The 13,030-nt window shown below is 66.6% G+C and carries 5 protein-coding genes; 1 reads left to right on the plus strand and 4 read right to left on the minus strand.

Annotated features, from left to right (window positions below):
* Positions 1 to 40: 40 nt before the first annotated feature.
* The 4 genes from ACFXJ8_RS40215 to ACFXJ8_RS40230 are packed head-to-tail and all read right to left on the minus strand — an operon-like array spanning position 41 to position 11,947.
* Complete coding sequence (locus ACFXJ8_RS40215; RefSeq protein ID WP_379650229.1) at positions 41 to 4,891, minus strand: ATP-binding protein; 4,851 nt, start codon at positions 4,889 to 4,891, stop codon at positions 41 to 43.
* Complete coding sequence (locus ACFXJ8_RS40220) at positions 4,888 to 6,528, minus strand: hypothetical protein (protein ID WP_379650231.1); 1,641 nt, start codon at positions 6,526 to 6,528, stop codon at positions 4,888 to 4,890. The genes ACFXJ8_RS40215 and ACFXJ8_RS40220 overlap by 4 nt, the downstream gene beginning before the upstream one ends.
* A complete protein-coding gene (locus ACFXJ8_RS40225; RefSeq protein ID WP_379650233.1) occupies positions 6,525 to 10,328 on the minus strand; it encodes a protein kinase in 3,804 nt (1,267 codons plus the stop codon). The genes ACFXJ8_RS40220 and ACFXJ8_RS40225 overlap by 4 nt, the downstream gene beginning before the upstream one ends.
* Before the next feature lie 2 nt (positions 10,329 to 10,330).
* The gene (locus ACFXJ8_RS40230) at positions 10,331 to 11,947 is read right to left on the minus strand and encodes a 3'-5' exonuclease (protein WP_379650235.1); all 1,617 of its coding nucleotides are present in this window, start codon (positions 11,945 to 11,947) and stop codon (positions 10,331 to 10,333) included.
* Between the two features lie 586 nt (positions 11,948 to 12,533).
* Between ACFXJ8_RS40230 and ACFXJ8_RS40235 the strand changes: the two genes are divergently transcribed.
* A complete protein-coding gene (locus ACFXJ8_RS40235; RefSeq protein WP_379650237.1) occupies positions 12,534 to 12,932 on the plus strand; it encodes a hypothetical protein in 399 nt (132 codons plus the stop codon).
* Positions 12,933 to 13,030: the final 98 nt, after the last annotated feature.

Genomic DNA, 13,030 nt, shown 5'->3' on the forward strand with positions numbered 1-13,030 from the left:
GTCAGACCCGGCCGGGAGGCGCTCACCTACATCCTCACTGTCAGCGGTGCATATACACCTTGCGGGTCCGCACGTGATCTGGGGTTGACACGTACGCGCTGCCGACTCCGAGCTGCTCGATCTGCTGGCTCAGGTCCTGCCCTTCCCGACCTCGCAAGAAGCCGGCTGTGGTCTTGGATTCCGGATAGTTCGTTCGGAAGATGACCTTAGTACCAGCATTACCGAGGACGTCCCGGTGGAAGTCCGCCGTTCCCTGGCTGGCGACCACCACCGGGACACCGTACTTGCGCCCTTCCTTCATCAGCTTCGGCAGGGTGACATCCTTTGCCAGCCGGTGGGCCTCGTCCAGGATGACGGCCAGCCGTAGGACATCCGCCTGTCCCCAGCGGAACATTTCCCGATAGATCTTCCGAAGCAGGAAGGCCCCGGCCGCGAGCTGCACGGTCTCCAGGTTGAGTCGGCTCAGATCAACGACCGCTCCGCTGTTCCAGGAGGCCAGGAAGGTGTCCGATGGTTCGTCCGGGAACAAGCCGAAGTCAGTCAGGGGCCGGATGCGGTCCCGGGCGTGCCGGCCACGTGCCACCTGTTCCGCTTGTTCCACTGCGGCAGCGAACTGCTGCATGCTGGGGACGCCCCCGGCGATCTCGTAGGCACTCCGTAGCCCGTCGTAGACATGGCTGCGCTGGATCTCGCCCAGACCGCAGACATATCCGATGATCTCGGCGACCTCCCACGCGGTCTCAGTACGCGAGCGTGTCTCCGCCGACGGCAGTTCAAAGGGGCTGAACGGCAACCCCTCCGCGGCGTCGATGACCTGGGCTCCCGGTGGAGGGGCCGCCGCCATGTCGCCGTGGAAGTCTACGATCAACGAGGGCAGCCCCTGACCGGCGAACTCGCCAATGATCCTTCGGGTGGTCACCGACTTGCCCTGGCCTGGTATGCCCAGGACGAAGGCGTGTGGGCTCCCCTTCGTACTTATGTTCCAGATGACCGGTGCGCCCCCGGCATCCCTGCCCAGCTCTACCTCGACCGTGGAGGGCCAGGGCTTAGCAGGTTCGTCTTGGTCGGCGTTTTCGAAGATGACAGGCGCGCTGTCGCCGTCGGGTGCCTGAGAGAACGCATCGCTCGCCGACTCTTTCGCGGCGGCTTCCCCGGCAGCGGCCGGTGATGAGTCGGTGCTCTGGGACGACTCAGGAGGTGTTTCCGGGCTTGGCGGAGTGGCCGCACCACCGACCGTGGTGAAGCCGGCTTTGCCGAGGTCGCCCGCAGTCAGAACCTTGATCGACACGTCTCGGTGCTTAGCGGGGAAACCGGCGGCGCCGCCGGGGCTGATGACATACCCGGTCTTGCCGATCTCGGCGGGCTCGGCCGATTCCTCGATCCGGTCGATGTTGCGGTGTAGCTCGGTGAGCCGACCAGCTTCGATGAGACCATGGCGGGCGGACCGTTCCGCGTAGTAATGGAGCAGCCCGGCCAGCCGAGAACGTTGCAGGGCGCCGTCCAGCCGCGGCGGGTCGACGGCGAAGAACTGGCGTTGCAGCACCCTTTCGGTGTTCTCAAGCTGGTCGACGATGTCGTCGGCCAAGGCCTCCGGCAGCTGTGCCGCACGCCGTCCCTTCACCTCGATGCACTCGATACGCAACGAACGCTGGGTGATGCTGACGAGCAGCAGGTCACATCGCCGAGCCGGTTCGTCCTCATTCCCGGACCGCACGCCGAAGATCTCCGGATGCGCGTCGATGGGCACCACGATTCGGCCGTCGAGCTGCCCACGAAGCTCGAGATGCGCCATGACAGCGGCCAGACTGACCGCCTCGACGGACAGCGAGGTCTCCCGAAGCAGGCGCAGCGCGAGCCTGCCGGAGACTAGCAGTAGTCGGCTGAGCGCATGCGACACCGACTTCTCATCTTGAGCCAGGCCGAGGGCCCACATGGCCTCACCCAGGATGCGCCGTACTTCACCGTGATGCGCGGTGGTGACGGTGAGCTTCTTGCCGAGCCCTTCGAGGAAGTCCGGCGTGTAATCGAGAAGGTAACGGCCGTCGTCCAGTTCGTCGGTGGTCACCTCCTCGAACAGCTCCGGGCCGATCCCCCGGTCCAGGGTGACGACCCAATCCGCGCGGTTATGGCCGGCACGGAGCCTGCGCAGGTCCTGCGGATCCAGCTGGATCGCCAGCGCCGGTACGGCTGCCCTCAGGCCCAGGTGGGCGGCAACGGCGGCCTGGTGGGCGCGGTGCGCCCCCACAATGTCGGCCTCCAGCCGACCGGCACCGCGCGGCTTCAGCGCCGGCGTCACGAACCACGTGGCGGAGCCATCAGGCGCGCGCTCGGAACGCAGCGGGGTGAGCAGATCCTGGAAGGTCGTGGTCCATGGGCCGACCTCCGCTGCCGGGTCGGTGACTTGGCCACGGGCCATGTCCTGCACCAGGGCGAGGTGGTGTCCCTCGCGGTCCTCGGCCAGGCGGCCCAGATCGCGAGCGGACAAGCCCATCGAAGGCACCAGGTGCGTGGCGGTGCGCCGGATCTCTCCTGATGCGACGGACCGCTGCAACTCACGCAGGTCGGCGACCGGGTCAGTGTAGGAAAGCCGGTCGCTGTAGGCGATGAGTTCAAGGCGCTGCGGATCGTGCGGCGGCGGGCCGTCCTGTTCGGGTGCCTCATCAGGCAGAACGAGCGGTTGCAGGGCCCTGCGCAGTACCGACCCCGAACCTGGGTTGACTGCCATGATCCGCAGTGTCCCGGTGCCGGGATGGGCGTCCCGGTAACTGCGGATGCGGTCACCGAGCGCCTGGGCGGAGACCGACAGATCCACGTTGTCACGGGCGATCTCGATCGCCCCGCAGATGACGTCCGAGGCGGACTGTGGTTCCTTGACGTCCGGAGGCAAGTAGAGGGCCGTTCCGTGGGTCAGTTCCTCGGTGTAGACGAGCGCCTTCCCGTCACGATCGACCATGACGAACGGCATGTTGGAGGGCGACAGTCGGGACACCATCGCCTGATCGACCCGCCCGGCCCGGTTCGACCTACGTTTCCCCTCCTGGGCGACCTCGCCGGCCCATTCGCGCAGCAACTGGTCGTGCGCCGCCACCCAAGCCAGGCGCAGCGGGTGGGTGGGTAGCAGGACGAGCCCCCGCACCTCGTCAGTCGCGGTGCCGACCCGGACCGCCAGCGTGTCCATCGCCAGGAGCGCGATACGCGTCTGCGGTGCGGCATTGTCCAGGATCCGGCGGTAGCTCTGCACATAGCTTCGTACCTGGTCGAGAAGTTCGTCGTCCCAGCTCAACATCTCGACCACATCCCGGGGTGTGCGTGCCTCGAGGGTGGTGAGCAACTTCCGGCGGCGATCGGCCAGGGTCTGCGGGATTTCCAGCAGGCGCTGCTCCGCCTCGGCCGGGTCGATCGGCTCGCCGAGCGGGGAGTGGACGTCGAAGGCGAACACATCGGGGGACTTGAGCATCCGGCGCTGGAGCTCGACGATCACCCGCGAAGCCTTGATCTGAGCGCGACGGCTGCCGACCCGGAGATCGAACACCTGACGGGCGGCGTCCCATGCCGGAGTGCCCTCGGTCAGGTCTCCGCCAGTGTCGATCGCGATGGTGAGCACCGCCTCGGGGAGGGAAGCGGCACCCGCCGCGCGCAGGACGGACGGGGGCATGTGGTCGTGCAGTCTGACCTCGAACTGGTCGCTTTCGGCCGCCGCCTTCTCATCGTGCAGGTCGAGGTCGTTGCCGTCGGCGTCCTGTGCACGGACACGGATCACGAACAGCGTGCCCGTGGCGAGGTCGTCCTCTCCGAGGTCCACTCGCAGCGTCGCCCGCCGTTTGTCGCCCTTCACCTTCGTGGTGGCCACCGGCGGGGTATCAGTCGTACGGAGGTCGGACGGAGGCAGCATCTCCACCCGCCATGACGCGACCGAGGTCGTCTTGGACGGCTCGGTCGCCCACTTGACGGTCACCTTGCCGGGCTGGTCAGGTGCGACGTCGCAGTACAGCTGACCGTCATCGTCCGACAGCCGGAGCTTGCACTGCGGATCGACCTTACCGTCGTCCCGGCGGAACGGAGTTACCTTGATCTTCTCCAAGCCGGCCTGCTGGACCTCCGTAAGCGGCCAGTGTTCAAATGTCAGCCTCCCTGCATGACGTTCCTTGATCTCACGGCCCCACGTGACCGGGTTGGCCAGTATTCCGGCTGGCTGCCGTTCGAGAAACGCCAGCAGTTCCTGCCGGAACGAGCCGGCCTTCACCTCTCCCTCGGCCAGGCGGTCGACGACCCGTGCGGTCGGCCGCGTTGGCCGGGCAATTGCCGCGACCGCCTTCGCGTTGCGCCGCAGCCGTGCCTGGGTTCCGTCGTCCCCCAGATCGGGGACAAGCCCGACCTGCCACAGCTCACGGCCGACCGTGTGGACACTCGGGTCCGCCGCGACCGCGCCCAGGAAGCGGGCCCAAGTCTCAACCTGGCGAGTGCGCCCGAGAACCCGCTTGACCTCGTTGACCAGCGCGGCCACGGCGGTCGCCGACAGTTCCTTCTCGAGGGTCTCAGTGACCGTCGTGAGCAAGGTGATCAGCGGCAGTGGTTCGAAGGAGTTGTCCAGCGAACTGGCCGCATGGCCCGCGCCTGCCGGAACGAGCAGCAGCAGCGGACGGCCCTTGCGGTTGCGCAGTTCGATCGCCCGGTCGGCTCCGATCTCCAGCGGGTGCCGCGGCTCGAGATGCGCGAGCACGTGAACCTGGCATTCGATGCGGTGGCGTTCTACCTCGTCGGCGACGGCATGAGCGTCCACGGTGGACAAGTCGTCGACCCGGACGCAGTGTCCCGGCCGCCGCTGCGCCAGGCGGCTCCCCAGGTGGCCCGCGATGCGGTCGATCAACGTCCGCGGCAGCTCTGCGTTCACTCTGTCTCCAAGGGGTTGCGGACGTACTGGGCGGAGAAGTCGTCGCTCAGGCCGTCGAAGCAGCCGAGCAGCCGGAGCCGGCGTTTAAACGCTTCGAGATTCGCGGCAGCCGCAGCGCGATTGTCCACGCTATCGAAGGCGGCCGGCGGGCGGTCGATGAGAATACCGAACCGGTCGCGTAGAACCTTCAGCAGTTCCACGATGGGCATCCTGCCGCGAAGGCGGACCTCGGGACCCTGGGCTGTGGTGAAACAGACCAGGAGAAGGGCGTACATCAGGTCGTCCGACGGCGCGTACCGCCACGATCGGCGGGAGTTCGGCGAACCGGTGATCAGCCCGTACGGTTTCTTAATCCCGCCAGTGGACGAGAACCACCCGACCTGGTTCTTCAGGGCTGTGCGAGACAATCCTTCGACCAACAGGGTGGTGAGCTGCTCGATGGAAAGCGCTTCGGAGTCCCTCACCGAAGCGATGAACTCCAGGTCCTCATCGGTGCCATTCTCCTCCGTCTCCGCCTCGATCTCTTGAATCCTGATGTCCGCGTAGGTGTTGATCCGCATGTCCTCCCGCAGGCCGACCATGGCCACCAGGCTGTCCGGCATTGGTAGGTTTCTGATCTCTTCGCCGCGCTTCCGAAGGGTCGACAAAGCCGCTTCGCGCAAAGAACGCAGCAAGAGGCGGTCGGGCATGAAGCCGCTCATGATCTCCAGGTCCCGCAGCACGCACTGACGGGCCAGCTCGTCCGATGCCGACCCGCGTACCCGCGTGAAGTCGCAGTACAGTTCCAGAGGGTTGGCGACATCGGCGTCATCTCTCATGTCCTCGGATTGCTCTCCGGTGTTGAGGACATGCCGCGTCGCCCGGGCGACGCGCAGCGGCAACTGAAACAGCCGCAGCGAGATCAGCGCCGCGAACCGGTCGACGAAGGCCGACGGAGTCAGTCGGCCCCCATAGGCGACGAGGTAGTCCAGCAGGTCGCCGGCCAGCCCACGGGTGGCTCCGGGTACGACGCTGCTGCGGAATCCATAGGTGGCCTCCCGCGCGCCGAGTGGAGTGAACTCCTCCAGGAAGTACAGCGACAGCAGGGCGTTGATGTCGATGTCGGTCCGGCCGTCGTACTCCGGTACCCACTGGCCGTCGACGCCGATCTTTACTCCAGCTCCGACCGCCTTCTCAAGTGCGTATCGGAGGTTCTTCTCCGGAGCCTCGACGCCGAGCAGCTTCAGCCGCTCGATGAGCAAGTGGTAGATCAATGTGTGCGCATGGCGATGGCGGCGGGTTTTGGGGAGGCCCGCACGGTAGCTGGCGATGGTCAGCGGCTGGATGTAGTCCATCTGCGTGCCCGACCGAGCCCGCCCCTTGGCACCGATCCGCACAATGGACGATCGCAGCCATCCGTCGAGCACCTTCATGCCATGCTCGTCGTCAAACCCCTCCAGGTGTTCGTTGGCCGCGAGCGCGCCGAGGTAGTGGCCGTAGTCGTCGGCGTCCTTCGGCGCTGACGACATCCGGCCCTGTTTAACCACCAACTCCCACAGGTGTGGTAGCAGGCGGTCCACGTCGATGTCGTTGAGCTCCACCAGCGTCAGCTCGGTGAATTCAAGACTGCGCAGCTGCTTTGGGATGACGATAGTCATGCTCGCTCCAAGACGATGCGCCGGTCGACGGTCATCGCACGCCGTGCCGTCCCCGCGGGGTTGACGATGCTGACGGCATTGGCCGGGCTCCGCCGCAGCGCGGCGGCGAACGTCTCGACCTCCTGGCGGACGGAGTCGGCGGCGCTGTCCCCGATCAGCTCCCCGTCAGCGGCCCGTATCACCAGCTCGAAGGTGTCCAAGGTGAGGGTGAGGGAGTGCCTGCTGACGTGATCGAGCCGGAGTGCATCCGGACGCCACTCGACGTACTGAGAAGGGTGCTCCACCCGTTCGAGGGAGAACTCCGTGGCCGGGATCTCCTTGAGCACCGCCCACTTGCCGCCAGCCCCCTGGTCGGCTACGGCCAGGTCACCGCCCCGGTAACCTGGCGCGCCCAGCAGTCTGCTCAGTCCTAGCAGGACCCGCCCACGGATCTCCTCGGGCCGTTTACCGGAACCGAGCAAGGCCTCCTCGAACTCGCCGAGATGCCTATAGACTCGGACGGTCTTGCGTCCCAACCCACCAGAGCTCCAGAGGCCGAAGAAGAGTCGCCGCTGGACTCGCTCACGGTCCCGGTCTCCGAAGGCCGTCGGGTCGGCCACCACCGACCGGTCGGCGCGGGCGGCCCGCTCGACATCCGGTGCCGCGGTGTTCGCTGGGTCGAGGTCGGCCCACTCCCGCACCAGGTAGTCGGCCGAGCGGGGGTCGAAGGCCAGGTCCTCGACAAGGGCGTCACCGGCCCGGCGCAGGTCCATGCCCCGTTCGCGGGCCTGGTGCACGCCGTCGCAGGACCGGTCGCCCGTGATCAGCCAGGCCAGGGCCGAGCGCACGTCCCGGAACGTGGCGCGGCGCTGGCGCCGCAAATGCGAAGTGGCGACGAGCTCCTCGACGGCCTCCCGCGCCGGGCCGCGCAGCTCGGCGGCGTTCCGCACCATGGGGCAGATGTCCCGGGACAGGCAACTCTCACACTGCTTCCACTGCTCCGGCGCAGTGAAGCTGTCCAGGATGCGACCGGCAAGGCTGGGGGCATCGCCGGGCCTGCGGGCCAGGGTGCGCCGCTTCAGGTCCACCAGCGCGATCGTCTCATCGCCGGCCGGCTTCCCCGACATCTGGCTGAGAACCTCGCGAGCATCGTCCTCGTACAGGTCCTCATAGTCGGTGAAAAACTGCAGCAGCCGCCCATCGTTGATCGCGAGCAGGACGGTGTGCCGCTGCGGGTCCTCTTCTGGAGCCGGGTCCAGCGCCTCGCGCATCAGATCATCGGAGGACTTTCCATCGTGCGACTCGCTGGCGTCGTAGACGGCCACGAACGTGTGACCATTCAGGTTCATCCGCCATCCGGCAGCGTTCTCACTGATGATTTGTGCACCATCCTGGTGGAGTCTTTCGCTGGTCTTCACCAGGAATGACGTCTTGCCGTCACCGGGGTTGCCGGTTAGCAGCACCAGGCGCAGCTCACCCCGGGCGATCGCGGGCAGCAGCTCGGTGTCCAACAAGGTCGGCACGTAGGTCCGGTGCGCGAACTCGTCGTCCAGGCCGCGATTACCGCTGTTGCCCACGCTGCTGGCCCGGTAGAGGCCACGCAGGTTGTCCACCACCGGATTAATCAGACGCTCCCCCTTCGGCGCGACGATCTCGTCGAGCAGCCGCAGCTCGGCCGCCAGCTCTTCTGCAGACGCAGGACGCATGGCGGGGTCGGCGTGGGCGGCGGTGAAGAGTACGTTCAGCATCGCCTCGCCGAGCGGCCCCCAAGCCTGGCGTTCGTCGTCGGTAGGCGGGAGCAGCCGTTCCCGGTCGTCGTCGCCGCGAGCAGGGTCCCCGGCGTAGGCGGGGCGCCCCAGCATCGTGTAGATCATCGTGACCGCGAACCCGTAGATGTCACTCTGTACGGTGGCGCCTTGTGCAGCGCGCAGTTCCGGGGCCATGAACGGCGGTGTGCCGACCACGGTGGTCGCCCGAGGGCGGCCCGCGACTCCGAAGTCGATGAGCTTGGCGCGACCCTCCGGAGTGATGATTACATTGGTCGGGGTGACATCACGATGCACGAGGTTGCGGTCGTGCAGGTGAGCGAGGGCAGACAGAACGTCCAAGGCGATCGTCCGGTACCGCTCAGGGTTCGGCGAGCCAGCAGCGGCGAAGTCCCTCAGGTTGTCGCCAGGGATGTACTCCAGTACCAGGTAGCCCGGTTTGTCGCGGCTGATGTCGTATACCCGGGCGCAGTGGTCATGCCGGATGCGATCCGCGGCCTTGTACTCCTGCTGAGCATGAGAGGCGGCGGCGTCGTCATGGAACTGCTTGATGACCCGGTCGGCCTCTGCGGAGGTGTCCCATGCCCGCCAGGTGTGCGCGAAGCCACCCTGCCCCAGGCTTTCTTTGATCTGGTATCGGTCGGCGACGACGCCGCCGACCCGAAACTCTTCTGCGGCGCCAGTTTCCCCCACCGTAACGCGCTCCTTGTTCATCGCCTCGACGATCTGCCCAATCCGCGTGACCGCCGTGGCGGCGTCAGGACGTTCGCGAGGGTCGTCAGCAAGGCAGTCCGCTAGGACGGGACCGACGACGGGAGTTCGTGCGATGGCCCTTCGCACCTCCTCTACCTGGGGTTCGGCAGCCAGGTCACCGAGCACCCACCCACTGAGCGCGAGCGCTAGGGAGTAGACGTCCGAGGCCGGTGTCGCGTTCGCGATGCTGGCGCGGCACTCCGGCGCGCGATACGGCACGCCGGGATCGGCGTCGGCACTCATCTGGGGAGCGATGGTGCGTTCCCCCTCCACTCGGGCCAGGTAGAAGTCACTGAACTTCACTCGCAGACCGCGGCCGAGGAAGATGCGGCGGGGGTAGAGCCCGCGGTGCACCAGCCCCGCTTCGTGTACTTCGGACAGGCCTCGGAGGGCATCGGTCACCACGTCGATCGCCACCTGCTGCTGCAGCCGACCGTCCTCCCTGATGGGGTCATCGATCCGCAGCGAGGTGGCCAGGCTCTTGCCGCGCGCCGGGACGACGGGCACGACGATCCACTGCCGTGCCTCGTACTCGAAGCTGGGGTGGATCTGCCAGGCGCGGTCGCGTTCCTCCAGCCGGTCGAGGGCCAGCCGCTCTCGCTCCGTGATCCCCTGCGGTGATGCATCGGGCCCCCACCCGTGCATCGGGTAGCACCGGAGGATCACCGTGCGATCGCCGTCCTTGGCGTGGAAGCAGCGGGCCGTTTCGATAGGCTCGATCTCACCCATCACCTGGTACGGCCCGATGCGCTCAGGCTTCGGCTCACGTCCAGGCAGGCCGAGGAGGAAGGCGATTGTCTCGTCCCGCATCGCCTGCAGCCCGGTTCCGCACGCATCGTCCTGGTCCCGCAGCCACAACGCGGCGTCGGCGAGCTTGACGACGGCGTCCCCGTCGGCGTAGGTCGGGCCGACCACCAGCTCGACGGTGTCGTGCGACAGGACGATGCCAGCGATGACAGGACGGCCGCGGACCTTCGATCCGTAGCCAGGCACCCGGGAGCGGAGCTGACCTGCGAGTACTCGTGCCAGGTGGTTGGCCCGGTCCAGCGGATTCCGACGTTCCTCCCCCTTGACCCGCCAAAACTGATCTCCGAGTTCGATGCGCGGCCCCCAGGCCTTCTCGTCCAGGACGAAGATTGCGTGGTCTCCGACCACCACGAGATCGAGGTCGTCGCGGCGGGGACCGCTCAGCTTGCGACCGGCGATCACATGCCAGGAGCCGGGGAGGTCACGGGCAAGGCTTTCGGCGGTCTTGCGCTCGCCGGGGCCCTGGTACTCCCCCATCACTGTCAATTCAGCCATGCTCACACCTCATAGTCATCGGGCCAAGTCGATGAATGGACTCCTGCGCATCCATGGAGTCGGCCGAGATACGGGCTGTCTCGGGTGTAGGTCACGAGGAGCTGGTCACGGGCCCGGGTCATCCCGACGAAGCCGACCTTGCCGCGCTGGGCCGCCTGCCGATCGCGTTCAGAGTCGTCGCCGGAAGGGCTGGGCAGGGTCTCCAGACCGAACAACACGACTACGTCGAACTCGTGGCCTTTGGCCGAGTGCACCGTCATGATCTTCACACCCGGAGAGCACGGGTCGAAGGTCGCGGCATTGCTGCGGGTGACGACGAGGTAAGGCACCTCGGCCCCGTCGAGGGCTGCCCGCAGGCGTCCGAGCGATCCTCGCCACTGGGTGATGAGGACGGCGATGTCCTGCGGTTCCCGCTCCCCGTGGTCGAGCATGCGACGAATCTCCCACGCCACGGCGGTGGCCTGCTCGTTCCAGCTCTCCGCCCAGATCAGTTCGACCGGCTCACCGTCCAGAACCGCGTCGTCTGCCGCCGGCTCGGCATCCGGTTGCGTGGTGGACGCCGCCTGGAGGATCTGCCGGGTGCTGCGATAGGGACGTTCAAGCCGTAGTTGCGTTACCCGCCGACCGGTGAGCGCCGGAGGGCGGTCCGCGTCTCGGTAGAGGGCCTGTCTCGGGTCACCCGCGAGAACAGCACCGCCGCGGCCTGGCCTCACGGTCGCCAGCGCGAACCTGATCCAAGCTTCGTGGAAGTCCTGGGACTCGTCGATGAGCAGGGCGTCCACGGTGTGGGCGATGCCTTTCACCAGTGCTGCGGCCACATCTTCCTCAGCCTGCTCCGGGTCGTTGAGGGCGATCCGATGCCTCATGGCATGGGAGAACTTCCCGAACGTCGTAACCTCGACATTCGGGTAGTCCTCGACGAGGCGGCGCAGGTACGGCACCAGCGCGTTGTTGTAGCACAGGAGCACGATGCGCCAGCCAGGATGCTGGGCGGCCAGGTGCCGTGCCCGCCCGGCCAGCACTAGCGTCTTGCCGCTACCCGGCGGACCGGAGAGCAGGAGCACGTCGTCCACCGGGATCGTGGCGGCAGCGGCCTGCTGGGCGTCCAGCTCGATCCGCCGCCGATGCCGCTCCCCCCGTCCTGGATCGAATGCACCCCGGCGGGAGCGAACGTTGAAGGTCAGGGTGGGTGCCAGTGCGGAACGCAGCGACGTCAGATCGTCCGATTCGAGTGGACGCGGTTCCAGCCGGGCCAGCCATTTTCCATCTTCTACGTCCGCGAAGCCGAGCGCACGTGGCGGCCCGCCCCGCGACGGCGCGGCGAGCGGTTCGGAACAGGCGCCGAAGAGGACGAGGCGGTGGGGCCGGAAAAGCTCCAGGATCGGCGCTTCCAGTCGTAGATCCGAGATCTTTCGGTTCAGCCGGGAGAACGGCTCGCGCGCCGCCGGATCGTGCCCGTTCAGGTCAATGTCGATGGTCACCAGCCCATAGGCGCGATCGACCACGATGAGGTCGGGCCGGTCGTCGCCGTCGGCGCACAGCGCCAACGCGTCTGGGGCGAGATTCTGCGTCAACCGGCGCAGAATCGTCTCCCGCAGCGGCTCCGTCGCCGCTTCCATGCACAACTCCCCACACAGAACGGCCACCCGCCTAGGCCACCGGGCAGATGCCGCGTATTTCATGGACGTGCTAAGACATATACGATCAGTGAACGCCTTGTACAAGAATTCCAAATTCTCGGCGAGAAAGAGCCCGTTCCCACCCAGACCACCGCCCCCCATCCGCAGGCATCCGAAAGCATGGGTTCCGGTGGATTTATGCATAATCTGGCACCTATAGGTCGTATCACCTGGTTTTTCTCGCCAGATTCCGCCAAAGCCGCATGGAAGTGCACCGGTTGAGGGCCGACGGGAAGCGTTGTAGCGCAGAACCTTGTCGGCCACGACAACTCGAGGCCTAGACCGGTCAGCGGGTCGCCTGTGGGTCTCCCCTGCCGCAGGAGCCGCCAGCTACGTCCGGTCGTGGGCCGAGATGCTCCCCAGCATCGAGCTCGCCGAGCGTATCCATGCCGTCAAAGACGCGCGAATGTGGGCTCTGGTATGAATTGCGTGATCTCGCCCCGGTAGCGCTGTCGGGCTTGGTGATCATGGTCGGTGATGATCTCGGAGTTGCTCGCGGTCCTGTTCCCGCATCTGGCGTTCTTGCATGTCGGCCGGTGACAGGGCGCGCGCCCGTCGCCTGGCTTTCGACGCGGTACACGTGATCGAGGTCTCTGCCAAGACCCATGCGCGTGATGCAGCGCTGAAGATGCTGGTCGCCGTCGGCGAGTTGAATCATGCCGAGCGACTCGCCGTGGCTGACGGCTCCAGCCTCCTGTCAACGAACGAGTTGGTAAAGGCGGTCGCCGCTACCGGTGACCTGGATAGGGCCGAAGCGATCATTCGCCGCATCAGGGATCTCTATCACGCAGCCAGGGCTTGGATCGAGTTGGTGACAGCCATGGCGCATGCCGGTGACCCTGATCGCGCAGAATCCGTCGCCCGGGCCATGACCGACCCCGGCGACAGGAGTGAAGCTCTGGCCGCTCTAGGGCGTGTTTCATAAGCGGGTCAGCCAGTCGTTGATGATGGCGATCTGGACGGTGGCCTCGTAGCGTACGGCGAGCTTGTCGTACCTGGTCGCGACGGCACGGTGGCGTTTGA

The sequence above is a fragment of the Nonomuraea sp. NPDC059194 genome (assembly GCF_042754765.1).
Classification (GTDB): domain Bacteria; phylum Actinomycetota; class Actinomycetes; order Streptosporangiales; family Streptosporangiaceae; genus Nonomuraea.

What these genes read in the sequence shown, in the direction of transcription:
- ACFXJ8_RS40220 (WP_379650231.1), bottom strand. Translation starts at nt 6,528, where the DNA reads ATGACTATCGTCATCCCAAAGCAGCTGCGCAGTCTTGAATTCACCGAG.
- ACFXJ8_RS40235 (WP_379650237.1), top strand. Translation starts at nt 12,534, where the DNA reads ATGTCGGCCGGTGACAGGGCGCGCGCCCGTCGCCTGGCTTTCGACGCG.
- ACFXJ8_RS40225 (WP_379650233.1), bottom strand. Translation starts at nt 10,328, where the DNA reads ATGGCTGAATTGACAGTGATGGGGGAGTACCAGGGCCCCGGCGAGCGC.
- ACFXJ8_RS40230 (WP_379650235.1), bottom strand. Translation starts at nt 11,947, where the DNA reads ATGGAAGCGGCGACGGAGCCGCTGCGGGAGACGATTCTGCGCCGGTTG.